Genomic DNA, 25,351 nt, shown 5'->3' with positions numbered 1-25,351 from the left:
CGATGACCTGTGCGCCGTACTGTCCGCCGATGACGCGTGCCGCGTCGGTCTCCAGCTGGAACCGGGTGCGGAATTCGGCCTGCTCGGCATAGTGCGTGTGCACGGTTTTGAGGGCGACCATCCGCCCCTTGGGCGAGCGGCCCAGATAGACCGTGCCCATTCCGCCGCCGCCGAGCCGGGCGAGAAGGGTGTACGAACCGAGGGTTCGCGGATCGTCGTGGGTGAGGGGAGAGACCATCGGTATCCGTATCAGTCCACTGGCAGGGCGTAGAGGATGGTGCCGTTCAGGACGACGACGATTCCTGGGGCGACGCCCACGACCTGGCCCGGAACGGCGGCTTGTTGGCCCTTCCCGGCGAATGCCGACCGCCACCGCAGCGAGGCCTGCAGGCGGTTGTACTCGCGCGAACCTCAGGGCCCGGAAAGGCCCACCCCCAAATGGTTATGCATACCTTGCAGTTCAGGCCACGAGCACGGCGCACGGAGGGGCTGTAAACAGACACGACCCCTTGCTGGCTTAACGCTTTACATCAATCACCGGACTCGCTGGTGGTGTTCAGCCACGGGGGAAATGTGTCATTCGATGATGAATGACCCAGATCAAGTCCGAGGCCGCACAGCGACAGGAAACACACATGCGCCTCAATCAGGTCGACGGTCCAGGTGGTACCGCCCCGAGTCCTGCGGCCCAGAAGGGAGACCTGAGCGTCAAGGCGAAGGACTTGGCCGCGATCGGTGACGCGGCATTCAAGCTCTACCAGCGGCTCGACAAGGACGGCGATCACGCCCAAACTACCAGCGCCACAGCGGCAAAAGACCTCAAGGACGACTTCGACATCGGCGGAGCGCTGAGCGACGTCGTCGAAACCTGGCGTACTCAGGTCAACGTACTTGCCGCCTGTGCTCACATCTCCAATCACCTGGATTACACGAAGAAGGCACATGCAGGCGACGAACACTACATCGCCGCCTCGTTCAGCTACGAAACCCTCGACGAAAACTTCCGCTAGGAGCACAGAGCCGTGAAGTTTGAAGCCCTTCTCCACGGAAATTTTTCGTCCCTCGGCAAAGCGGTCACCGACTGGACCGAAATGATCGACAAGCTCGAGTCGCTCAAGTGGGATGCCGAAGAGGTACTGCAAGGACGCGCGAAGAAGGCCGACTGGGCGGGCGAGAATGCCACCGTGACACGCGAGTTCGTCACCAAAACCGCCAAAGAGTTCGGCGACGCATACAATCAGGCGGTCACCATACGCAACATCCTTCAGGACACCCGAAACGAACTCATCAGCTACCGGGACGAACTCAAGAGGACGATCAGCACCGCTCAAAAGGAGAAGAACCTCACGGTGGTGCCCAGCGGGAACGGCTGGACGATCCAAATGAACATCCATCCCGATCGAGCCGGAAAAGGGATTGATCTGCCCGAACACAGCCAGGCCGACATGGAGGACCTGTCCGGCGACATCAAGCGGATCGTCAAGAACCTGAGGTACCTCACCAAGGAGCGGGTCTGGCGCTCCGACGCTCCCATGGGCGATCCTGACAAGATCGTGGGCTACGACAAGCTCGGTCACGCGCTCGAATCAGCCACCACCGGCTACGCGTACGACGCGCCGGAACTCAACGGAAAACACCCGATGGTGCCCGGTTCCGCTGATCGGAGGACGGCCGAGACCGCCGACGTCATGGAACAGGTCGCCTACATTTACGGCGGTAAGGACGGGCCCAAGCTCATCCACGAGCAGGAGGGCATCTCCGACAGTCTCGGCAGGATGGGCGCCGCCTACATCGACGACATCAACAACTCCGTCTCCGGCATCAGCGACAACGCCGGCCACGACCCGAGTGAGTTCCCCGCGAAGTATCAAGGCCGGGCCGAGTTCGGCAATCAGGGGGCCATCGACTTCCTCAGCGTCCTGGGTCAGGACGAGAAGTCCCACGGCATCGTCACCGCTGCCGAGCACGTCTACTCTCTCAGCGTCCTCGACGACAGTCCCGCCAACAGCGATGCGCACTACCAGCGCGGTAAGGACGCCCTGCTGACGGATGCCGAAGTCCGAGGGATCCTGGACCACTCACGTGTGCAACAGGCCGAGACCACGTACGGTGCGAATTCGGAGGAGGCCAACAAGTCCATCGCCAAGTCCGGAGAGTGGGGGAAGTACCTCATCGGGACCGGTGTCGCCGCGGGCGTCGCGATGGTCCCCGTCCCCGGCTCCACCGGTGCGGCCATCGCCCTCGCCCCCGTGGCCACCGAGGCTGCTGGTGAGATGCTGAACACGTTCCTCGGCCAAAAGGTCGACGAAGCGGTGGACGGTGCGAACAGCGACCCCCAGAACAGACCCAGGACGCGAGAAGGAAGTTTTTCGCGGCAGGCGCCGACGACATAGGCAAGGCATACGACGGGTACCTCAAAGGCTCTCGATTCGCGGTTGAAGCCGATAAGTACGACTTGGACCGCGACCTCAAGAACATGTACTACGGGACCGGACCGAACGAGGACAAATACCGCGGGCGACCTCCCTACAAGAAGGACTGACCACCAGTGCACGCTTCTCTGAAGTCCTCACAAGCACCTCGGCTCAAGCCACTGGCACACGGGACGCTTCTCATCGCTTCGGTCTCCCTCCTCGTACTCACCAGTGCGTGCTCAAACTCGGACAGCGACCAGGGAAAGGCGAACAAGGAAAAACCGAAGGGGCTGTCGGCCACGAAAGTGTGCGACGCGTCGATCTCCGGGCAAGCAGCGCAGGATCTGCGCAAGCTCACCGGCGCGGACACCTTCGCCATCGGGCGGCATACCCGTGCATCGGGCAGCGGGGCGGACATCTACTTCTCCTGCCCCGCCAAGAGCAAGGACCTCCCGGACCTTGTCTACGGAAACCTGTTCACCTCGAAGTCGTCACTCCCCAAGAACGACACGGACATCGCAAAAATAGCAATCTTGAATTCCGTGTCGCGGAATCTCGCGAAGACGCTGGGCTGCTCGGAGGAGGCGCGACTACCGGAGGAAGTGCCGAGCCCGTCAGCCCACTGGACGAAACGCTGAGGACGCTGCCGGTATCCCCGCGCACGGCTGGGGGTGGTCCCTCTCTGCGGGGGATACCCCCCCAGCTGAGGGCCCACTCGTTCGGACCGGAGGTGGCCCCCTGGCATGCCCTCAGCCACTGGTCAGGCTCCGTGCCGAGCTGTAGACGTCCAGCACGGCGAGGCACAGGGGCACCAGGGCGAGCAGGAAGGCGCTCTCGGCCAGGTCGGACAGCCGTCCCCAGAAGGGCGACAGGCCGTTCTTCGGAATGATCAGCGCGACGGCGATGATCAGGCCCGCGCCCGCGATCACGGCCGCGGCGAGCCAGATCGTACGGATGTCCAGCGGTCCGCGGTCGTTCTCGGTCAGGAGCTTGAGGACCGCGTCGGCCGGCGGGTTCAGCGACAGCCCCAGGACGAGCAGGGCGAGGGCGAGCAGACCCGCGCCGAGGACGGCGGCGACCTGGGCGGTGTAGCGGAAGAGGCGCGCGCGCAGCAGCATCGCAAGACCGGCCGCGAGCGCGAGGAGCTGCGCCCACGCGCCGTCGGAGAAGCCCAGGACCGCGGCGGCGCCGACGACGACGGCCGAGCAGCCCCCGACCATGCCCAGCAGCATCTCGTGGCCGCGACGGGTCTGGGCGGCGATGCGGTGGATGTCGAGGGGCTCGGCGTCCGGACCGGCGTCGAGCTCATCGGCCGAGGAACGGGGCGCGGCGTATCCGATGGGCAGCCGGGCGACTCGAGCCGACAGACCCGGAAGGAAGGCGATCACTCCGATCGCGACGACGGCGCACACCGCGGCCGTCTCGGTGGCCCCGACATCGGTGACGATCTCGCAGAAGGTGGCGAGGGTCCCGACGCTCGCCGCGAACACGGCGGCGACGAAGGGAGCGTCCCCGCTGGGCATGACGACGACCAGGACGGCCGAGCCGACGAGCACGGTGACGCAGCCGAGCAGGAACTGGAGCCGTCCGACGCCCTCCCCCGCGTCCAGGGCCAGGATCCCCGATCCGGCGATCATGAGGTGGGGAAGGGCGGACAGGCCGAGGGCGATGGCGGAGGCGCGGTCCTCGTACACCCGCGCCCGCACCCCGGCGAGGGCGGTCAGCAACACGCCGACGGCGGCGGCGATGACACCCGGCAGGCCGTGCATATCGTGCTTGACCGGATCGGCGAACCAGAGCACGAAGCCCATGAGGATGAGCAGCAGCGCCCCGCCGAGCAGCCCCGCGGCACGCAGGAACCGATCGTTCCAGAGCGTGCGGTCGCGCGTGACCGCGGAGGCGATCGCGTCGGACACATCGTCATAGACGGCGGGGGGCAGCGACTCGGCGAAGGGCCGCAGGGCCAGCAGTTCCCCGTCCAGGACCTGCTGGGCCAGCAGGGAGCGGCCGCTGTCGAGGACGGTGCCGTCGCGTCGCACCAGGTGGTAGCCGGTGGGAGCGCCGGCCGGCTGCGTCTGCCCCGTCAGCCGCAGGATTTCCGGGTAAACGTCGGCGACAGGGATGTCCTCCGGGAGGGCGACATCGATCCGGCTGTCGGGCGCGACGACGGTCACCCTGCAGAAACCGGTTGTTGCGGACGTACTCACGTGTAAGGCCCCCTGGTTCGGTCTGCGACATCGCCGGTGTCATGCGCGCGGCGGCCACCCTACCGGGGCTCAGGAGCTGATACGTCGATAGGATCGCTGACTCGCGGAGGGAGGCCGTCGCCACGGGGGTGCCGGACGAGAACTGTCCCTCCGTACGGAGGGATGAGGGATCCGGTGAGCCAGGTCGTCGTCAAGCGCCAGCCACGGGCTCTACCGCCAGAGGTGCCGACGGAGGAACTCCGCCTCGAGCCACCCCCGGAACTGCCGCGCGGGCAGCAAGAAGGCATGCTGATGCAGCTGCTGCCGACGCTTGGCATGGGCTCGTCGATGGTCTACTTCTTCATGCCGGGCGCCGCCCCGATGATGAAGATCATGGGCGTGATGATGATGCTCTCCACGCTCGCCATGACCATCGCCATGATCACGCGGCATCGGCAGGGCTCTCAGGGCCAGCGGGCGGACATGCGCCGCGACTACCTCAAGTACCTCGCGCAGACGCGCCGGACCGTACGGCGCACGGCCCGGCGGCAGCGCGACGCCCAGTTCTATCTGCACCCCGCCCCGGAGCAGCTGTGGGCGATCGTCGCCGAAGGCAGCCGGGTGTGGGAACGGCGGCTGACCGACGACGACTTCGTACAGGTGCGGCTCGGGCTCGGAACGCAGCAGCTCTCCACGCCCCTCATCGCCCCCGAGACCGCCACCGTGGACGAACTGGAGCCGCTGACGGCAGGCGCGATGCAGCGCTTCCTCGCGACCCAGGGGTCGCTGGACAACCTGCCCATGGCGGTGTCGCTGCGCGCGTTCTACCACATGACCGTCTCCGGAGTTCCGGAGCAGGTGCACGGGATCGCCAGGGCGCTGATCGCCCAACTGGCCACCCTGCATTCGCCGGAGGACCTCGTCATCGCGACGGTCGCCTCGCGCGGCGCGGCGGAGCAGTGGGAGTGGACGAAGTGGCTCCCCCACGCCCAGGTGCCGGGGTCCTTCGACGGCGCCGGCACGCGGCGGCTGTTCGGCGACTCCCTCGCCGAGGTGGAGGAGCTGCTGAGGGGCCGGCTGGAAGGCCGTACCCGCTTCAGCAGGGAGGGGCAGCCGCTCCTCGACCAGCCGCATCTGGTGCTCGTCCTCGACGGAGCGATGGTGCCACCGGACTCGGCGTTCGCGGCGCCCGAGGGTCTGCAGGGCGTCACCGTCATCGAGATCGTGTCGGGCGAACTCGACGAGCCGCGCGGCGGTCTGTCGATCGTCGTACGGCCGGGCAAGCTGCAGCTGGAGTCGCAGGTCGCCGGTTACGACGGCACCCCCGACACGCTGTCCATCGAAGCGGCGGAGGCGCTCGCGCGTCAGCTCGCGCCGCTGCGCATGGGCGGGGACGACGACGATGAGCCGCTGCTCGCCAACCTCGACTTCACCGAGCTGCTGGGGCTGGGCGACGCCGGTTCGGTGGATGTCTCCCGCACCTGGCGGCCCCGCTCGCTGGCCGAGCGGCTGCGGGTGCCGATCGGCGTCTCGGAGGACGGCTCCCCGGTCATGCTGGACCTCAAGGAGGCGGCCCAGGACGGTATGGGTCCGCACGGTCTGTGCGTCGGCGCGACGGGCTCGGGCAAGTCGGAGCTGCTGCGGACCCTGGTGCTGGGGCTGGCGGTCACGCATTCGTCCGAGACCCTCAACTTCGTCCTCGCGGACTTCAAGGGCGGCGCCACCTTCGCGGGCATGTCGGAGCTGCCTCATGTGGCGGCGGTCATCACCAACCTCGCCGACGACCTCACGCTGGTCGACCGCATGCGCGACTCGATCACCGGTGAGCTGCAGCGCCGTCAGGAGCTGCTGCGTTCGGCGGGCAACTACGCGAACATCCACGACTACGAGAAGGCGCGGGCGGCCGGGGCCCCGCTGGAGCCCCTGGCGTCACTCGTTCTGGTGATCGACGAGTTCAGCGAGCTGTTGACGGCGAAGCCGGACTTCATCGAGATGTTCATCCAGATCGGCCGTATCGGCCGATCGCTGGGGGTGCATCTGCTGCTCGCCTCGCAGCGGCTGGAGGAGGGCCGCCTGCGCGGCCTGGAGACGTACCTCTCCTACCGCATCGGTCTGCGCACCTTCTCCGCCGCCGAGTCCCGTACGGCCCTGGGCGTGCCGGACGCCTACCACCTCCCCCCGGTGCCCGGCTCCGGCTATCTGAAGTTCGGTACGGACGAGATGACCCGCTTCAAGGCGGCGTACGTCTCCGGCACGTACCGCACGGGCCCCGCGCAATTCGACAGCGCGTCCCTGCCCGTCGAGCGCCGGCCGGTGCTGTTCACGGCCGCCCCGGTCCCGGTGACGTACGCCGCCCCGGACCCGGAGAGGCTGACCGCCCCGGCTCAGCCCGAGGACGACGCGCTGGCGGAGACGGTCCTGGACGTCATCGTGAGCCGTCTGGAGGGCCAGGGCCAGCCCGCCCACCAGGTCTGGCTGCCTCCCCTGGACGAGGCACCTTCGATGGACGAGCTGCTGCCGCCGCTCGCGCCCACGCGGGAGCGGGGCCTGCAGTCGGCGGACTACGCCAGGCCGGGCGGTCTCGTCGTTCCCCTGGGCCTCATCGACAAGCCGTTCGAGCAGCGGCGCGACATCCTCTACCGCGACTTCTCCGGCGCCGCGGGGCACATGCTGGTCGTGGGCGGCCCGCAGTCCGGCAAGTCCACCTTGATGCGCACGCTGGTCACGGGCTTCGCCCTCACCCACACCCCCGCCGAGGTGCAGTTCTACGGGCTCGACTTCGGTGGCGGCGGTATGAGCGCCATCGCGGACCTTCCGCATGTGGGCGGGGTGGCCTCCCGTCTGGACCCCGAGAAGGTGCGGCGGACCATCGCCGAGGTCTCCGGGGTCCTGGCCCGGCGCGAGGAGTACTTCCGCGCCAAGAACATCGACTCCATCGGCACCTACCGACGCCAGCGAGCCGCCGGGCAACACGCCGACCAAGGCTGGGGCGATGTCTTTCTCATCATCGACGGCTGGGGCAACTTCAAGGCCGAGTACGACATGCTGGAAGGGGTCGTCACCGATATCGCCGGCCGAGGGCTCGGCTACGGCGTCCACGTCGTCATCACCGCCTCCCGCAACATGGAGGTCCGTGCGTCGCTCAAGGACCAGCTGCTCAACCGGCTGGAACTGCGTCTCGGTGACACGATGGACTCGGAGTTCGACCGCAAGGTCGCCGCGAACGTCCCGGTCGGGGTCCCCGGCCGCGGTCAACTCCCGGAAAAGCTCCACTTCATGGGCGCTCAGCCGCGTATCGACAAGGGCCACGACCCCGACACCATGACGGACGCGACGGCCGAACTGGTCCGCGCGGTCAGCGCGGCCTGGTCCGGCCCGCCCGCACCGCGCGTGCGGCTGCTTCCGCGCAAGCTCCGCGCGGACGAGCTCCCCAAGGGCTTCGAATACCCGCAGCACGGCATTGCGATCGGCATCGACGAGACCAACCTGGAACCGGTATTCGTCGATTTCGAGACCGACCCGTTCTTCGTCATCTTCGGTGAAAGTGAATCGGGCAAGACATCGCTCATCCGCCTGATCGTCAAGCAGATCATCGAGCGGTACGGTCCGGACGAAGCGAAGATCGTGGTCGGCGACTACCGTCGCTCCCTGCTCGGTGTCATTCCGGACAGCCATCTCCTCGAGTACGCCCCGATCGCGTCCGCCCTGGAACTCCACGCCAATGCGCTGAACGGGCTGATGGAACGGCGCGCCCCCAAGCCGGACATCACCCCGCAGCAGCTCCGCGACCGCAGCTGGTGGACCGGCCCCCAGTTCTTCGTCATCATCGACGACTACGAACTGGTTTCCACCAGCAGCGGCAACCCGCTGGCAGTCCTCACCGAGAACCTGCCCTTCGCTCGCGACGTCGGCATGCGTTTCATCATCGCCCGCAATTCCGCGGGGGCATCCCGTTCGATGTTCGAAACCTTCATGCAGCGCGTGAAGGAACTCGGCGCCCAGGGCATGGTGCTCTCCGGCGACCCCGGCGAAGGCGACGTCTTCGGCGGAGTCCGCCCCCGGCCCATGCCGCCCGGCCGTGGCTTCTTCGTCTCCCGCAAGCGCGGGGTGCCGCTGACCCAGGTGGGGTGGCTGCCGGAGCAGTAGAGCCACATGGGCAGGGGGCTGCGGTCTGTGCAACCCCCTGCTAGCTTGACGTCTTACGTCAAGCTAGCAGGCTCGCTTTGCGACCTGAGCCACAGGGGGAATCATGTCGTTCGAGGATGAATGGGCTGAGATCAGGGCCGAAGCAGCAAAGCAGCAGGAATCCCATATGCGGCTCAATCAGCTCGACGACGGCAATGGCGGCCGGGGAATTCCGCAGAAGAAGCTGAAGGTCACCGCCTCGGTGCTGCGAAGCAAGGCGGGCAAAGTCGACCACGTGAGCACCGGCTTCGCGAAAGCGGACAATGAGACCATGACCGAGACCGGTCAGGTGAAGGCGAGCCTCAAGGGCTTCGACTCCGCGGCGGCTTTCGCCACATTCCAGGAGCGGTGGCGGGACCAGATGCGCTACGCCCAGGGCCTCCTGTCACAAGGCCTGGCAGGTCCGCTGCGGGACGCGGCCACCCACTTCGAGGTGACCGACAAGGGCGTCGGCGAGCAGATCGACCGGGGGAAGAAGAAGCAGGACGGCGGTCAGGACAAGGTCGCCAGGTAGCGCCTGCACCTCCCCCGGAACGACGGTCCCAGCTCAAGGCGGAAGCATCATGGTTACGTATCACTCCCTCATCACCGTCGACCTCACCCCACTCTCCGAAGCGGTCGACAAATGGCGCACTCTGCCGGGGAAGTTCCGGCAGGTCGGCACGAATCTCCGCACTGAGGTGCAGACCCCCCTGACCAATTCGGACTGGGAGGGCGAGGCGGCGGACTCGGCCTTCAAGAGGATGCAGAAGGCGGCGAAAGAGATCGAATTGGCCGCCTGTGAAGCCGAGGACGTGTATGGCCTGCTGCACGACGCGTACACGGCGTTCAAGAGCGCCAAGAAGAAGCTCCAGGAGTACAAGAAGGACATCGAGGAGGCGAAGCACCTCGCCATCGACGACACCGGGCACGTCTCCTACAAACCGACGAACCTCGATGACCTCACGCCGATACAACAGGGGCTGCAGGCGAAGAACTTCAGTGAGGTGGTGGCGAACTATAACTGTTACATCAGCGACGTCGTCGCCAACGCCACCACGACCGACGAGATTCTGGCCTGGGCGCTGACGCAGGACGGCAACGGCCGGAAAGAGGGTTTCTCCGCCGACGGGTACAACAGCACCAAGGACGCCAAGGCGGGACGCGAGCAGGCACGCAAGGACCTCAAAGAGGTCGAGAAGCTGGCGAGGTCCAAGAAGAACCTCAGTCCCACCGAGATCGCCCGGGCGAACATGCTCCTCTCCCGGCACGAGGGCGACCCCTACTTCTCCGAGAAGTTCGCCACCGACCTCGGGGCGAAGGAGACCCTGGAATTCTGGCAGCACGTCACGGCTGGCCAGCAATTCGGCGACGAGCGCACCAAGAACCTGGAGAAACTCCAGAAATCGCTGGGCTACACCCTCGCCACCGCCTCTCACTCCAACAGCGATGAGATGAAGCAGTGGAAGAAGGAGATCATCAAGCTGGGGCCCCGGCGCGTCATGGACACCGACTGGGAGGCCGGGACGAGTGATCCGGGGTCATATGGCTTCCAGGTGATGAGCAGCCTGCTGCGGTATGGCGAGTACGACAAGGACTTCCTCGTCGACTACGGCAAGGGCTATCCCGATCCGCACAGCAAGGACGGCCGCACCGGCGGCCTGTTCGAGTTCGACCGCAAGCACAAGGACGATCTGAAGGACCTCTACTGGCCCGACGGATACGAGACATACGTCAACTTCGGCGAGGACAACGACCACGGGGTCGACCCCATGGCGGGCTACATGGAGTCGCTGGGGCACAATCCCGAAGCGGCCCAGACGATTTTCCACCGCGACCGCTTCGAACAGGATGCGAGCGTCCCGCCGAACGACGATCTCATGTATCTACTCAAAGAGCGCAAGTGGCTGAACGGGAACTTCTACGCCGACGACGGCAAGGGATACGGCTACGACGAACTGGGGCACGCCTTCGAGGCAGCCGCGCTGGGGCATCCGTACGACCAGCCCGAGTTGGGCCTTCACCGCAACCCCGCCAGTGTCAATGTCGCGACACAGCTCATCAGCGTGGTCGGCGACAACTCCGGCATCCTCGCGGACAAGCAAGGTCTCAGTGACAGCTTGGCCCGCGTGGGCGCCGGCTACATCGACAATCTGGACTGGGCCACGGCCAACCACGGCGATGCCGAATCGGGGGCGAAGACCCGCGACGCGGCTTTCGGTGCACTTGGCCCGTCCGACATCTCCGTCGCCAATGAGACAGCCAAGAACTTTCTGTCGGCGGTCGGCAGAGATGACAGCGGCTACCAGATTCTCTCCGCGGCCCAGCACGACTTCACGACCGACGTTCTCAAGGCCCACCCGAAGGCGGACGACGCTCTCACTCTGGCTCTGGGCACCGGCGCGGAGACGCAGGGCATCCTGGACGAGGCCCGCTCGGACGCCATCATGAGCGACGCGAACGACAGCAAAGAGGAGAAGGCGAGGAAGCTGTCGGAGGCGGGAGAGTGGCAGAAGTACCGAACCAGTACCGGGATCAGTACCGTCACCAGCCTCGTCACCGTCCCGTTCGAGGCGGCGCGGGCCACGCCTTTCGTCACGCCCTTCGTCGACGCCGCCACCGGTGCCATCGACACCCAGACCGGCATCAACATCGACCGGGAGATCGAGAAGCAGCAGAAGGAGTTCGACGCGAAGGTCGACGCGGACGCTCACAACATGCAGAAGAAGTTCGTCGAAGCGAGCCAGCGTCGTTCGGTCAACCCACTCGATGCCTATATCGCCGCCCATCCCGAACTCGATGACAGCGCTTGGTACAACCAGGCCAGCGAGCGCGTAAAGGCTGGCTACATCCGTGGCGTGGGTGACGCCAAGCTGACCGGGAGCGGCAGCTAATGGAGCCGACAGGAGAGATCGTGCTACGCAATTTTCGTCTGACTCTTGGGCGGCTGGCGGCCCTCGCCTGTACGTCTGCCATCGCCGTCACGGGCTGTGGCGGTGGCGACGACGAATCAGGGTCTCCGAAGCCGACCGCGGCGAAGCCGACCGCCGGCGCCGGGCTCATTCCTGTGGCCCAAGCCTGCGGGGGCCTGTTCGACGAGGCCATCGCGAAGGAGGCTCGGGAGCCGAACGGACCCAGCAAGGTCTATCCGGTCAAGACCAAGAGCACCGACCAAGTCGCGAAGGCACTGCAGGAGGAGTCGGCCAGGAGGAGCACGCCCGAGGACCTCTGTACCGTGACGGACAAGGCTGACGGCAAGGAACTGCTCGCCATCACCGTGGCGTGGACTCCCCACTCGCCCCCGTCCGGCCGGTCGGTGCACTACACGACCACCGTCGGTCCGGAGGACGCCGGCAGGCTTCTCGTTGCGTGTGATATCGGCAGCGGCGGCGAGAAGGGATCGGGAGGGGATCGTCGTTCCCTGGAATTCGCCCTGCGCGACTACTTCACCGTCAGCGACCACTCGCACGCCAAGCTGCTCATTGCCTCGGCGAAACAGATAACGTCGACGTTGGGCTGCCGGGAAGATCCCGAATATCCGGATCCGAAGGTTGTGGCGCCGCCGCCGAAACGGGGACTGCGATAGAACGTGAACATGGGGGTGGGCAACCGCCGAAGCGGTTGCCCACCCCCATGTTCTTGCGACCGCACCCTCAGAAGGTGATGTCCTGGAACAGCTGGGCCGACTTCTTGTCGGTCGCCTGGTAGTCCATGCTGCCGGTCCTGACCTTGGTAGCCACCTCTTTGAGCGTGGTCTCGATGTGGTTGGCGCGCGTCTTGAACTGCCTCTCGGCGGCGAGCATCATCTGGTGAGCCTCGCCCTCCCACCCATCGGTGACGGCCTTGACCGCGGCGATGATGGTCTCGATCTGCTGGCTCACCACCCTGGCGCCACGCTCGAGGTCACCGGCGGTGTCCTCGAGCGAGTTGTATGTGACCTTGATGTCCATCCCGTCACCGGACACTTATACTCCACCCCTCGTGGTGTCTTGATGGTTGTCGATCGTTTCGGCCGCAAGGGCCTGCCGTGATGGTGCCCTCAGCCGACTAGAACTGGTCGACCTTGCTGTGGGCCAGACCATCCGCACCACCGCCGAGGTGCCCGCCCGCCGCGCTGCCATTGACGTCAATGCTGCGGAGCTGGGATGCGATCTCAGTGTCGTTGGCACCACCGGAACGGTGCGTGAGCTGCACCGCCTCGTGGATATTGACGATCAGCTGACGCAGTGCCTCATGATCCTCGTTGAGGCTCATCTGCGCCCTCCGGAACGCGCTTCCGCCCTGACCGGTCCACGCCGCCTCCACCGTGTCGATGGCGTTGATCAGCGTGCGCAGGTTCTGCGAGAGGTCCTCGCTGACGCGGCCGAGGTCGCCCTCGAACTTCTTGAAATGTGCGTCGCTAATCCGCTGCGAGCCCGACATCTTTCCACCTTCCCCCATGATGTGTTGGTGAGCCGAGCTGGGGATTCTTTCGTCAGCTCACCACTCTGTGGAGTTTCCTACCCGACATGGCAGGAAGCGTATAGCTGTAGTTGGTGCTGGTGTTGGTGCTGGTTACGGCCTGGCCATCGTTCCACCACGGCGCCGCACGACGGTGAAGGCGACCCCGGCCCCGACGACCACGACGGCACCCGCACCCAAGGCCACCCAGAGCGCCGTATTACCGCCGTCGTCGTCGCTCGCTTTGGCCTCCGCTGCGGGTTTCTTAGCGGCTTGCTCATCCGATACCGGGGGCTGTGAGGCGTCGTCCCCCGCCGGCTTAGACGCCGACTCGGAAGGCTTTGGTTTCGTCGCTCCCTCACGAGCGAGCAACGGATTGGTGTTCGCCGGCCCCGGGTCTCCTTCGCCATCGAGGAGCACCTTGCGAGGCCGAACCGAGCCATACCCGAGGTAACTGCTCGGGATGTCCCCGGTCTTGGGCTTCGCGGCGGTCTGCATCATGACGCGGAGGACCTGGTTGTTGGTCCACTTGGGGTGCTTGGACCAGATCAGGGCGGCGGAGGCGGAGGTGATGGCGGTGGCTTGGCTGGTGCCGCGAGACGTGCAGACATTGTTCCCGCAACGTATAGGGATCTCATCCCCGATTGCGACCAGCCCTACCTGATCGCCTGAGTTCGACCACTTCGTTGCCTTGCCTTCGCGGTCGATCGCGCCCACACCCACGACACCTGGAAATCCAGCAGGATAGGTTACATCGTTGGCCTTGTCGCCGACATTCCCTACGGAAGCAAAAATCAGGCTGCCCTTCTTGATGGCATATTTGACAGCTGAGAGCGTCCGAGGGAGCTGGCTGCTGACGGCGTCTGATCCTTGCGAGACATTGATGACTTGTGCCCCATGGTCCGCCGCGTACCGAATGGCCCTGCCCACGTTCCCGTCCGCAGAGTCGACCCTAGCGTCCAGCACATCCTTTACAGGAAGGATCTTGGCCTCAGGGGCCAGCCCTTGAATGCCACCGCCAGCTCCTGTGCCAGCGATCAGAGCAGCGATGTTTGTTCCGTGACCATTCGTGTCTTTATGTGCACCCGTCGGGTTGTGCGACATATCCGCGCCTTCGAGTACTTGCCCCTGTAGCTCGGGCAACGATGCCTTGACGCCCGTGTCGACAACGGCGACGGTGATCCCCTTGCCCTTACTCACCTTCCACATGTCATCGGCCTGCATGTCCTTCAGGTACCACTGCTGAGAGCTGATGTCCTGTGCAACTGCCGCGGGCGCGATACCACCCACCGCCATGAACCCGGCTCCGAGTGTCGCCAAAGCCGACAGGGAGCGCCGCCGCGCTCCGAACTTCTGAAATGGCATAGGTGAGTGCTCTCCTCGGCGTTGCACAGGGATCTGTCGATCTAATCAATGACCGGCGGGACCGTGTCACGCCGTCCACCCAACCAGCTCTCTTCGTCTTCCTGAAGGTAATCGGGCCTGGAGCCGGAGGGCTCCGAGCCGTTCGGGGCTGCCCTGCCAGACCGCGGCATCGGCTCAGGCTCCTCCTGGTTACCCCGCACAAGCCCGGATCCCCCTGGGGTGAACTCGGCCTGCGCTCCGCGTCCAGAACGCGTACTGCTGACGGGGCCTCCCGACTCCGATGCGAGCCGCCGGCCCTGGCCACCATTGCTCCCGGGCGCGTGCGCACCCCCTTCGGCGGGCACACCGCCCGTGCCCAGGGGACCACGCCTGGGAGGGATGCCGTGTTCGTCTCCGACGACCGTGCCCTTCGGCAAACGCTGCCCATTCGCGTTGTTCGGTCCTCGTGGACTGTCCACGGTCCCACCCGGCTCCGATGCGAGCCGTCGGCCCGGCCCGCCGTTCGCAGGCGAAGGCGCGCCTTTGAAGCCGTGCGTGGCGGGTCCCATCGGCCCACGCCTCATGAGGCCTTGTTCTTCTCCGATAACCCTGCCGCGGGGAATCCGCGGAGTGTTGGTTTGCCCCGGTGGGCGAGCCTGTTGCCCACCGTGAATACCGTCAGGCAACCCGGTTCGAGGAAGGCTCGTCGGCCGAGGCTGCTTTGCCGCACCCTGGTAAGGAGGGAGAGGTTCTCGTACGGGGCTGCCCCCACCGCGCATAGGCGGCGGGGCGCTTGGCAGGAGCGGCCTGGGTCCGTTTGGCACCACAGGGTTCACACGCTGCTCGGGCGCATCCTGCGGTGGCGAAGCAGGAAGCCTGCTTGGGTCGATGACGTCAGGCGAGGGCAGCGTGTTCGTGGAGTCAATGTTGGTCCTGGCATCTGACACAACATCCGGCAGCCTCTCCGCGCCCAAGTCGCCGTGTCCCGTGGAGGCCGCTCCTGGGTGCTGGACGAGGCCCGGCCCATCGGCGGAATCAGAACGAGCTGCGAACGGCGCAGCGGAAGCTGTGCTTTGCCCACCTGCGTTTCCGTTTCCAGACGGCGACGCACCCGAGGGCCCGGGATCGCCTTTGAAGTAGTTCCCGAACTCAGGCGGCAAAGGCGGAAAGTTCGGCTCCTCGAGATCCTTGATCTCCGTGTAAGCCGTCTCGTAATACGAGTCCAGCTTGTCCATCTGCTGGAGCGCCTCAAGGTGGTGCTTGTCCGCGACCGCCTTTTCCGCATCGCTCTTGTGCTTCTTGTCGTCTGCCGCCGTCGGGGCCGGCATCGCTGCCTTGACTTCGGTCAGGCCTTGACCCGCGGCAGTCATGTGTACGCCGACGAGTAGGGTGTAGTCGGCCATCTTGTAGGTCTGCTTGGCCACCTCACGACCCCACTCGCGGAACGCGTCGGCACCCTCGCCCTCCCAGTGCACCCGCTCGGCGTGTGCCTTGAGTTCCTCCGCGATGGCACTGATGTCGTCGAAGGCAGCCGTCAAGGCGGCCCCGACCTCGGTCAGCGCGTCCGGCTTCGCGGTCGCGACCATGTTGTAGAGCTCGTCGTGCGACCGATCCTCGAACTTCCCTCCGGCCATCTACCTTCTCCCCCTCACAGCGCGTCGCCCCCGACCTCTTTGCCGCCGTGATTCCCACTCTGACCCGCGTGCTTCTCTGTGGGCTCGCGGTAGTACTTCCGCGTACGTGCCTGGATCTCCCGCATTCGACGGGCCTGTTCGGCATCCATGCCGTCGTAGCCGCGCTCGGCGACGATCGCCATGAGGCCCATGGCCTCGATCTGGTCGCCAAAGGACTTGGACAGGGTCTCCAGCCGCGCGTGAACCTTCTCGTAGAGGTTGGCCAGGTCGTCGGCGGAGGTGAACCCGGTGCCCGAACCGTACGCGTCCCGGGTGATGAACTGTTGCGAGATCGTCTTGTGCGATGCCGGGGACTTGTCAAGGTCGGTCAGGACCTTGTCCAGTCGCTTCTTGAACTTGGCAAGCGTCTCGGCTTCCTTGACCAGCCTCTTGCCGAACGGCGTCTGTGGCTCAGACCCCGGCTCTATGGGCCTCACGCTGTCCCTCCCCGTATGACACCAACGATGTCCTAAGCCACTCTATCCATCAGCGTTGGACACCCCAACTGCTCCGTAGCTGTGGGCCGTCGACGGTTCAGTAACGGTCCCCTCCCCCAAACGATGCATACGAGGCACACGTCACATCTGATGACACTAACGACTTCACCACAGGCGCACATGAGTACGCATACCTATTTCCCGGAACCGGGCAGGCATCGGCGAGCCGGAGGGACACCCCACTGACAACGAGGGACGTGACGTTCCGACCAGGCCGACCCCCACCGCTCGAGCGTCGGGCTCTGGAGCCCAGCGAGTCGCGCCACACCGCGCGGTCATCGCTGCCTTGTGCCTGCCCACGGCCTGCTTCAATCCTCCGCGGACGTAGACCAGCCATCGTCGTCTCTTGCCACCGCTGAAACCCTGCTGTGGCGACGAGGTAGATAGCCCTCAGTACTCGCTATCGAGGTCCGTTCCCGCAGGTGCTCGGTAGCAAGCCGAGACTACCGTTACCTTGATCATGGTATCCCCGCTCGCAGTCTTCCTAAGGGCTGTGAAGTTTGCAGCGAACTTCTCTTTCTTGTTCTCTGCCAAAATCTCCGGGTCTTGCGCCTTACTATGAGATTTCCCGTCCCTCAAGATTTTCCACCCGTGTTCCGGCAGTCCCTTCCTGAGGTTCTCCATTCCCTGAGCGACCTCTTCTTCCGAGAGGTCATAAATCGACCACGGATGGCGCGTCACATACAAATCCTTGGCATCAGGCTCGTCATCACACGGAGCGATGCGAGGACCGGGCTCAGTTACTTTTCCCTTGACCTCGATCATCTCCAAGAGGCGACTTGAGACTTCCCTCGTTTTTTGCCGAGCCTCGTCGACATCCAGCTTGGTCGGCTCATAATCAAGGTTGTTCACGTTTGAGCACCCCACGGAGATCGATCCGATAGACGTGGCGACAAGTGCGGCGACAACTCCTCGCCGCAAACGCTGGCCAGTCAATTTTCCACTACCCGCCCTTGACCTGGTCATAGTTCTCCGTTACCACGGCTGCCTGGTTCGCAAGGCTCTCTGAATTTGGCCTCCAATAGTCCCCGTGATCCTTGGCATCTGTTCCCATAATGTGGGCGCCAAAATCCTCGTCGGATGGAACATTCTGCCCCCATGCATAGCCAAAGGGAAGCATATCTGCCCACCACGATATATCGCTATCTCCACCGAGTCCCGCTAGCTTGCCGCCTGCCGGGACTGGGTCCTTCCAGGAAGCCGCAGCTTCGGACCACACATGGCCCTTGCCGACATCGAGATCATCGGCGTGTCCTACCCTCATACCGGGACTCCCTGCGGCCACGATATCGTCGGCAGGAAGCTTGCCGTCGATGGAGGATTGTCCCACCACTGTGCTTCCGTAACTGTGCCCGATGACTGTTGTATGGCTTGCGTCCGGGCCCCCCTGCGCGGTCTGCAAGCCGTCGAGAAACCTATTCAGCTCAGGGGCGGCGCGCTCAGCGTATGAAGGGGACATTGCCTCTGGCGCAACGCTCTGTGGCGCATCATACCCAATCCACGTAATTGTGGATACGTTCTGGTTCGGTGCAAGCACATGACTTTCCTGCCATAGGTTGGCCATGTGTCCGATATACGATCCGGACTTTCCGAGATTGGAATGGGTACCCGGGACGAAGACTGCGGTATGGTCAGCGGTGTCCGGGTTTCCGTTCGCCACGACCGCCCGCCCACCCCCTTCAGAATCAAAGGCGAGAAGATACGCCGGAGGCAGGCCATCTTTCCCTGTCTCGTCGAACCTCTTTTGAATATCCTTCATCGCCTGCAGGCCCTTGTCCAATTTTGCCCGCTGATCCCCGTATTTCTCGTCCCATCTCTTCCAAGCTTCGGTCTCCACAAAAGCCGGATAAGAGCCATTTGGATTCGGTCCGTATTTCGTTGGCTCTTTCGGGATACCGGAAAGCTCCAATGCGTACTTTGCCTTGGTCTCGGCCAGCAATGTCCGATTGGCCTCGTCCCGGACCTCAGAGGGAAGACCATCCAACGAACCGAGGCTGGCAGGGTGCATCGACAAGTAGGCGTCCCGCTCTTCCTGAGACAATCCGTTCCACCACTTGGCATTCGCCTTGGGGTCGCCATTCTCCGGTGGTGGTTTGATCTCGTTGAGGTATTCCTTCGCGCCTGCACGGACGCCACCCGTGTCGTTCTGGGCATCGGCCCAGTCCTGGTCGGATACGGTCAGATCATCATCAGCCTTCAGCTTGCGTAGCTTGGGGGCCCACTTCTCGTCGGCCTGCGTGGCGTCGTAAATGGCTTGGGCAATGCGGTTGGCGATGGCAACGGCTCGGCCGTAGTTCGGATTGGGGTGGATATTCGCCGCCTGGCGCTCCAGGGCATCGGCTGTATCGTTCGCATCGGCGGTCGGGTCGATGGGCTGGTTCGTGGGCTTGCCCTTCGCGCTGCCCTTGACCGTGCCACCCTCGGGTACTTTGCCATCGACCTTGTCACCGGCCGCCGGGTAGCTCACCGAGCCATCGGAGCCCACCGTGAACTTCTCTGCCTCGGCGTCCTCCACAGCGGCGTCGAGCTTGTGCTTCGCTGCTCGGAGTTCATAGGCCAGAGCATTGAGAGCGGTGATGATGAGAGCGCACTCGACCTGGGCGTAATGGAAATTCTTTGCCAATTTATCGAGCTGCCTGACGGCCGCGGTTGCCGCCTCACCTTCGAGTGTGTCCTGGAATTTAGCGGCTATCTGGTGCTCAAGGTCTTTTTGCGCCTGACTGGCCATGTCACTAACGGTCCGATAGCCACCCGCAGCATCCTCGAACTCCGACGGCTGCAGAGATGTGAGAGTCGCGTAATCCACTGGTCCGAGTCACCGACCCCGGCTCTCGCCGCCGACGGGCTTCGTGTCCTTGTACAGGACGTCCAAGCCGTCGAACGCGCACTTGGTGGCCTCGTCGTTCTTGTAGTGGTGATCCCCGGCCCTCTCAAGCCGGTCCTGAATCGCCCCGCACTTCCCGCTCACGCCCTTCAGATAGCGCTTCCAGGAGTGGTAGAGCTCCCGCTGAGCCGCCGCGCTCTCGATGCCGCCGCCGCTCTTGCTGCCCGCGCCTAAGCCGGTCTGCTCCTCCTCCAGCTTCGTCAGCGCGGTCTTGATGTCCCCCCGGAGCTTGCCGACGCTCCGACCCGCCGTGGTCCAGGCATTCTTGTTGGACTTCAAGTTGCCCGATCCACCCTGTTCCCAGCCAGGTTTGTCGTCGGCGCTCGCGAGATCCATCCCGGTGTCACCGGACGCCTCGCGCTTCATCTGCGCCCATTCCGCCTCGAATGTCGACATACGCTCCCCGATCCCCCGGCCTCGCACGACTCACAGTTACGTCAAATGGCTCAGTGTAGAAGAAACTTCACACACCTCCATGAGTACTCCTACTCAGCCATGCCGGAGCGTCGGCGCCTCCGTTCGTTGAGAACTGCCGCCAGGCCCGCGATGCCAGCGACCGCGATGGCGGCGGCGCCCACGGAGTACGTCGCGAGGCGTTCCTTGCGCTCCTGAGGGGTCTCGCCCAAGGTCATGGGGGCGGGGTCGGGCGCGGCGACGTCGTGGGCGGCGCCCTTGTCCAGGGTGACGTGGTCGATGCGGGTTTCGTCGTCGGTGAGGGCGCGGACGGGGTCGACGACGCCCCAGCCGATGAAGCGGTCATGGTGGTTGACGGCGCGCTCGGCGGTCTGCTCGATCTGGGCGACCACCTCGTTCTGTTTCCAGTCCGGGTGCTTGGCGCGGATCAGGGCGGCGACGCCGGCGACGTAGGGCGCGGAGAAGCTGGTGCCGTTGTCCACGCACTGGCCGCCCTTGGGGACGGTGGAGACCATTTCGACGCCGGGAGCGGCGACATCGACGAAGTCGCCGGACTGAGAGAAGGGGGCCCGTTCGTTGTTGCGGTCCGAGGCGCCGACGGCGAGGACGCCGTCGTAAGCGGCCGGGTAGGTCTTCTTGACCTTGCCGTCGAGACCGTCGTTGCCGGCGGAGGCGACCACGACGACATTCGCTCGCAGCGCGTTCTCAACGGCTTGCTGCAGCGTGCTGTTTGCCTGAAGCGGCTTGACGGTGTCCTGGGAGATATTGATGACGTCGGCTCTCGCGTCGACCGCCCAGTCGATGGCCGTGGCCATGGTGTCGGTGGTACCGGAGCCCTTTTCGTCGTTCTGCCGGATCGGGATGATCTTGGCTTTGGGTGCGATGCCGACGAATCCCGTGCCCGAGTGGGGGCGGGCGGCGATGATGCCGGCGACCTTGGTCCCGTGGCCGACCGAGTCGTCCGTCCCGTTGCCCTTCTTCCCCTTGGACAGACTCTTCTTGCCGCCCTTACGGACTTCCTTGCCCTTGCTGGTGTCGACGGCGTCCTTGAGCTGAGGATTGGTGTTGTCGACGCCGGTGTCGATGACGGCGACTTTGATCGGGCGGCCCTTCGGATCCAGCCCCTTGGTGTCCTGCCACAGCTGATCGAGCATGACCCGCTGGAGGGACCAGGGGGTGCCCTTTATCTGTTTGGCGGGGTAGGTGCATTCGCCACTGCCCGCGAGGGACAGCTCCGGCGCCGCGGAAGCCGATGTCGGTCCGGCCGCCGCCGACAGTGCCGTGAGGGCGGTCGCCGCCGACAGGGCGAGGGATTTGATGGTGCGCCGCATATGTTCGGGCTTCCTCATGTCCTATGAACCCTGGGGCTGCTTGGCGCTGTTGGCGTCGAGACGTGGACCGGTGGGCAGGAATTCGGACCAGTCCGCGGGTACCGGAGTCGGGTTGACGTCCTGGTATCCGAGGCTGCGCTGGGCCTTGTTGACGTCCTGCTGGGTCTGCGTGGCCTTGTCCTTGTCGGAGCCCTCATCACCGATTTTCGACTTGCCGGAATCGCTGTCGTTGTTGGACTGGACCGAGTAGCGAAGGCCGGTGTCGGTCACCAGGAAGACCGGCCCGTTCTTGATCTGGTGGCCGCTCACCTGGCGGTAGAGCACTCCTGACCCCGGGGTCACATAGGCGCTGGTGGCACCGTCCGGGATGGTGGCCGGGAATTCCTTGCCCGCCCAAGTGGCTACCTTGGCACCGCCCTTGGAGGTCACCCCGTCCAGGATGCTGCAGCTGGTGTCCCGGGCTCCGCTGCCCAGCGCGGGATCGACGGAGTTTGCCTGGCTCGGGATTTCGCTGGGCCAGTGGTACTGGCCGTAGAAGTCGTTCTCCGTGTCCGGGTTGAACGACGGGGCCGCCACTCGCTTGGCCATACTCGCCTCATTGATGGAGGTCTTGCTCCTGAGCAGGAGCTTGGCCACGAACTCCGAGACGCGCTGGACCTTCCCCCGCAGCACCACATACTTCTGGGTGCCGGCTCCGGTCGGCGCTTCGAGCACCATGCCGACCCGGTTCGCCTCGCCGAGGCTCGAGATCCCGGCGTCATCGCCGATCCGGCCCGGGACCTGCGGAAAGTCGATCGGTGCCCCGTCCCTGAAGGTCGCCAGCCAGTCCCTGGTGACCCGCTGCGGCTTCGCACCGTCGTGAAAGATCGAGCGCAGCAGAAGATTGGTGTCCGCGTCGGACTTGGCCTTCCAGTCCGGGCCGCCGATCAAATACTTCACGCCCCGCGGATCGACGAGATAGCGGGCGCCGTCCTGGCCCTGCACATAGAGCGCCTGGCCACCGTGGAGCGCCTGGGATCCGCGCAGCTTCTTGAGTTTCGGGTCCCGGTCGGAAAAAAGGAAGACGGCCTTCTGGGTGGTGTTCCCATTGCCACCCGGCTGTTCACAGACCGCCCACGTCATGCGCTTCTTCGCCTCCTCCGCACTGGGGATGCGGTCCGGTGCGTAGGGAATGCCGATCGTGGGGCCACGCGGGATGTGGCCGTCGTCCAGCTCCGACTCCTTCACCTTGATGATGCTGGACTTCTCGGGGTCGAGGAGAAGCTTGGCGGAGGCGAGGTTCAGCACCGGGTGGAGTTGGGGCTTGCCGCCGGTCTTCAGGATGACGTACCGAGTGGTGGAGTCACTGCCGACGATCACATGCGATTCCGGTGTGTCCCACCCCTTGGGCGCGACGGGCTTGAACATGCCCCAGGCGCCGAAACCGGCGAGGATCAGGGCCCCGACGACGACTCCGGGAAGGACCGCGCGCAGCGGACGCGGCGCACCCTCCTCGGTACCGCTCGGCGTGGGTTGCAAAAAGGCGGCGACTGTCCGCTTCTTCGCATAGATATAGGCGTTGAGTTCGTCCCGCCGTGATGCCATTTTTAGCCGCTTCTCCCCGCTTTTCGGCCTCGGTAGTCAGGTGGCCTGCCTCGGTCCTGGTGTCGTACCGACCCTCTACTATGCCGGTAGTGAACTGGCTCATGCCGCCTGGGGACACTCACCGGGGGCGACGACGACCGGGCCGTTCGGGCCGGTTTCGGACATGAGGGGGCTGACGGGGATGGCTGCCGCAACGCGCGCACGTACCGCGAGGAGCGCGTCCGGCCGAGGAGCACCGAGCGGACCCCGTCCGCCCGCACCCGCTGACGCTCCCCCGACAGCGGCCCCCATCACCTCCGCCACCCCGCGCACGACGTCCCGGCCCGGCAGCATCGGCCCCCTGCGGCTACAGCAATTCGTGCTGATCGAGGTGGCCGCGGCGATCGTGCTGGCCGCAGGGGTGGTCGACAAGCTCCTGCTGGTGCCCGCGGGAGTCGTGGGTGTCGTCCTGGTTCTGCTGGCCGTGGTCACGCGTCATCAGCAGCCGATACCGGAATGGCTGAGCACCGCGCTCGCGCTGCGCAGGCGCCAGCGGCAGGCGGCGAAGCCGCTCGACGCGGGCGCGGACCCCGGTTTCACGCCCGCCCTGGAGTGCGAACCGGCCCTGCGCACCTATACGTTCACCGATCGCGAGCGGCGCATGGTCGGCCTGGTGGGCGACGGCACCTTTCTGACCGCGATCCTGCAGCTGGACGCCACGGACTCGCCGCTGCGCCCGCACCGTACGCAGCGTCCGCTCCCGCTTTCGCTGCTGCGCGACGCCATGGACGTCGACGGAATCCTGCTGGAGTCCGTGCAGGTGGTGCAGCATGCGTTGCCGGCGCCCGCACCGCATCTGTCGGCGCAGACAGTGCCCGTGCGCAACTACGGGCCGCTTCAGGAGCAGACGGGAGCGCCCGCGGTCCGTCTGACATGGGTGGCCCTGAAGTTCGACCCGGAGCTCTGCCCGGAGGCCGTCGCGGCCCGGGGCGGGGGTCTCGAAGGCGCGCAGCGGTGTGTGCTGCGGGCGGCGGATCAGCTGTCGAGCAGGCTGCAGGGGGCAGGTTTCGGCGTGACGCTCCTGCCGGAGGAGGGCGTGACGGCGGCGATCGCCACCGCCGCGAGCGTCAACCCGAGGGCGACGGCGCAGGCCCGGCAGACCAACACGCTCAGCCGACGCACGGTCGAGAGCACACGGGCCTGGCGCTGCGACGATCGATGGCACACCACGTACTGGGTCAGCAGGTGGCCGCAGCTGGGGCCGGGAGCCACGCCCCTTCCCCAACTGGCCGCGCTGCTGACCTCACTGCCCGCGCTCGCGACCACGCTCAGCCTCACCCTGCGGCGGGGCGGGACGCAGAGCGGCCGGCCCGCGCCCACGGTGAGCGGACATGTGCGGATCACGGGTCATAGCGCGGACGACCTGGTCGCGATGAGGCGAGAGCTCCAGCGCACCGCCCGTGGGGTGCGGGTGGGGCTCGCCCGGCTGGACCGCGAGCAGGTACCCGGCGTACTCGCCACTCTGCCCCTGGGAGGCACCCGCTGATGGCCATGCCGACGACCGTCTCAGGCGGCCCTTCTTACGCCCCGACCTCCGCACCCGGCCAGATGCCCGGTCAGCCGGACGAGCCGGTGGCTCCCGCCCCGCGCAGGATGCGACGGGGATTCGGGCTGATCGGACCGCGGCGTCAGCGGCATGAGCTCCCCCCGGAGCAGTTCGACGCCCTGGCGCTGCCGATCGGCGACGACGGGGTGGTGATCGGTGTCGGCGCGCGGGACCAACCCGCCGTGCTGGGCCTGCACCGTCCCACGCCCTTCAACGTGGTCCTGGTCGGCGGGCTGTGGACGGCGCAGGTGATCGGGTTGCGAGCGGTGGCCACGGGCGCCCGGGTCACCGTGGAGACCGGCCGTCAGCAGATGTGGGCGTCACTGGCGCAGGCCGCGAACGGCGGGTACCAGAGCATGACGCTCCACGACGTGGGCCGTGTGCCGCCGCAGGGGCCGTCGATCGGCAGTCCCGTCCTGGTGATCCGTGACGCGGGCATGCGACCGCCGCGCGGGCGGGTGACGTCGGCGCCGTGGCAGTCCGTGCTGACGCTTCTGCCCTACCTGAGCCCGGTCGCCCCCCGGCTCATGGAGAACGCGGACCTGGTGGGCGTCCAGCGGGTGTCCCCGGAGGAGGCCACCCAGGTCGGGCGGATCATGGGGCTGCCGTCCACGGATGTCGAGTCACTGTCCACGCTTCCGGACGGGGTCACTCTTTGGTGTGATCGTCAGTCGCGGCTCTATGTGGCAACGCATCCGACGGATATCGAATCCGGCCTGCTGGGCGGAGCTCGCCGCATGGACTGACGGTGTTCGATTGCCGCCGCGCACACGGTGGATGAGACTGTCAGCCAAGCACCAGGCGGGCTTGTTTCCGCGGTACCCGAAGGGATTCT

At 65.6% G+C, this 25,351-nt stretch carries 19 protein-coding genes; 9 read left to right on the top strand and 10 right to left on the bottom strand.

Annotated elements, in window-relative coordinates:
• The first annotated feature begins 590 nt into the window (after window positions 1-590).
• The 3 genes from IEJ02_RS40600 (at window position 591) to IEJ02_RS40590 (ending at window position 3,052) form a co-directional block, all read left to right on the top strand.
• Complete coding sequence (locus IEJ02_RS40600) at window positions 591-1,010, top strand: hypothetical protein (RefSeq protein ID WP_191069370.1); 420 nt, start codon at window positions 591-593, stop codon at window positions 1,008-1,010.
• A gap of 12 nt (window positions 1,011-1,022) precedes the next feature.
• Window positions 1,023-2,393: a hypothetical protein gene (locus tag IEJ02_RS40595; protein WP_317986044.1), complete on the top strand. Its 1,371-nt coding sequence runs from the start codon at window positions 1,023-1,025 to the stop codon at window positions 2,391-2,393.
• A 155-nt stretch (window positions 2,394-2,548) separates the two neighbouring features.
• Window positions 2,549-3,052, top strand: a complete 504-nt coding sequence (locus IEJ02_RS40590) for a hypothetical protein (RefSeq protein WP_191069369.1) — start codon at window positions 2,549-2,551, stop codon at window positions 3,050-3,052.
• Window positions 3,053-3,163: 111 nt separating this feature from the next.
• Here IEJ02_RS40590 and eccD read toward each other — a convergent pair whose 3' ends face one another.
• Complete coding sequence (gene eccD, locus IEJ02_RS40585; protein WP_191069368.1) at window positions 3,164-4,621, bottom strand: type VII secretion integral membrane protein EccD; 1,458 nt, start codon at window positions 4,619-4,621, stop codon at window positions 3,164-3,166.
• A gap of 174 nt (window positions 4,622-4,795) precedes the next feature.
• On the opposite strand from eccD, the gene eccCa reads away from it, so the two are divergent.
• From eccCa to IEJ02_RS40565, 4 genes are all read left to right on the top strand, one after another.
• Window positions 4,796-8,746, top strand: coding sequence for a type VII secretion protein EccCa (eccCa, locus tag IEJ02_RS40580; protein WP_191069367.1), 3,951 nt, complete (start codon window positions 4,796-4,798; stop codon window positions 8,744-8,746).
• Between the two features lie 103 nt (window positions 8,747-8,849).
• Window positions 8,850-9,299, top strand: coding sequence for a type VII secretion target (locus IEJ02_RS40575; protein ID WP_191069366.1), 450 nt, complete (start codon window positions 8,850-8,852; stop codon window positions 9,297-9,299).
• Between the two features lie 49 nt (window positions 9,300-9,348).
• The gene (locus tag IEJ02_RS40570; protein WP_191069365.1) at window positions 9,349-11,658 is read left to right on the top strand and encodes a hypothetical protein; all 2,310 of its coding nucleotides are present in this window, start codon (window positions 9,349-9,351) and stop codon (window positions 11,656-11,658) included.
• Entirely contained in the window at window positions 11,658-12,350 is a 693-nt protein-coding gene (locus tag IEJ02_RS40565; protein WP_191069364.1) for a hypothetical protein, read from the top strand. Before IEJ02_RS40570 ends, IEJ02_RS40565 begins: the two co-directional genes overlap by 1 nt.
• Before the next feature lie 67 nt (window positions 12,351-12,417).
• On the opposite strand, the gene IEJ02_RS40560 is transcribed toward IEJ02_RS40565, so the two are convergent.
• From IEJ02_RS40560 to eccB, 9 genes are all read right to left on the bottom strand, one after another.
• Window positions 12,418-12,729 carry a WXG100 family type VII secretion target gene (locus tag IEJ02_RS40560; protein ID WP_037960684.1) on the bottom strand — a complete coding sequence of 104 codons (312 nt, stop codon included), beginning with the start codon at window positions 12,727-12,729 and terminating at the stop codon, window positions 12,418-12,420.
• 82 nt (window positions 12,730-12,811) lie between these two features.
• Window positions 12,812-13,186, bottom strand: a complete 375-nt coding sequence (locus tag IEJ02_RS40555) for a WXG100 family type VII secretion target (RefSeq protein ID WP_137979817.1) — start codon at window positions 13,184-13,186, stop codon at window positions 12,812-12,814.
• Window positions 13,187-13,318: 132 nt separating this feature from the next.
• Window positions 13,319-14,569 (bottom strand): S8 family serine peptidase, encoded by a 1,251-nt coding sequence (locus tag IEJ02_RS40550; RefSeq protein ID WP_191069363.1) that lies wholly within the window; start codon window positions 14,567-14,569, stop codon window positions 13,319-13,321.
• Window positions 14,570-16,196: 1,627 nt separating this feature from the next.
• Window positions 16,197-16,658 carry a DUF2563 family protein gene (locus tag IEJ02_RS40545; protein WP_191069362.1) on the bottom strand — a complete coding sequence of 154 codons (462 nt, stop codon included), beginning with the start codon at window positions 16,656-16,658 and terminating at the stop codon, window positions 16,197-16,199.
• A 450-nt stretch (window positions 16,659-17,108) separates the two neighbouring features.
• On the bottom strand, window positions 17,109-17,570 hold the full coding sequence (locus IEJ02_RS40540) for a hypothetical protein (protein ID WP_191069361.1): 462 nt from the start codon (window positions 17,568-17,570) through the stop codon (window positions 17,109-17,111).
• A gap of 91 nt (window positions 17,571-17,661) precedes the next feature.
• Entirely contained in the window at window positions 17,662-19,446 is a 1,785-nt protein-coding gene (locus IEJ02_RS40535; protein ID WP_223865258.1) for an alpha/beta hydrolase, read from the bottom strand.
• A gap of 87 nt (window positions 19,447-19,533) precedes the next feature.
• Window positions 19,534-19,998 (bottom strand): hypothetical protein, encoded by a 465-nt coding sequence (locus IEJ02_RS40530; RefSeq protein ID WP_191069359.1) that lies wholly within the window; start codon window positions 19,996-19,998, stop codon window positions 19,534-19,536.
• An 89-nt stretch (window positions 19,999-20,087) separates the two neighbouring features.
• Entirely contained in the window at window positions 20,088-21,365 is a 1,278-nt protein-coding gene (gene mycP, locus IEJ02_RS40525) for a type VII secretion-associated serine protease mycosin (RefSeq protein WP_223865257.1), read from the bottom strand.
• Window positions 21,366-21,368: 3 nt separating this feature from the next.
• Window positions 21,369-22,931, bottom strand: coding sequence for a type VII secretion protein EccB (gene eccB / locus IEJ02_RS40520; protein ID WP_191069358.1), 1,563 nt, complete (start codon window positions 22,929-22,931; stop codon window positions 21,369-21,371).
• Window positions 22,932-23,112: 181 nt separating this feature from the next.
• On the opposite strand from eccB, the gene eccE reads away from it, so the two are divergent.
• The gene (gene eccE / locus IEJ02_RS40515; protein WP_223865256.1) at window positions 23,113-24,456 is read left to right on the top strand and encodes a type VII secretion protein EccE; all 1,344 of its coding nucleotides are present in this window, start codon (window positions 23,113-23,115) and stop codon (window positions 24,454-24,456) included.
• Window positions 24,456-25,262 carry a hypothetical protein gene (locus IEJ02_RS40510; protein ID WP_191069356.1) on the top strand — a complete coding sequence of 269 codons (807 nt, stop codon included), beginning with the start codon at window positions 24,456-24,458 and terminating at the stop codon, window positions 25,260-25,262. The genes eccE and IEJ02_RS40510 overlap by 1 nt, the downstream gene beginning before the upstream one ends.
• Window positions 25,263-25,351 lie beyond the last annotated feature (89 nt).

It is taken from the genome of Streptomyces sp. 5-10 (assembly GCF_014712245.1).
GTDB classification, from domain to species: Bacteria; Actinomycetota; Actinomycetes; order Streptomycetales; family Streptomycetaceae; genus Streptomyces; species Streptomyces violaceusniger.
This window is presented reverse-complemented; position numbering and strand designations above follow the sequence as displayed.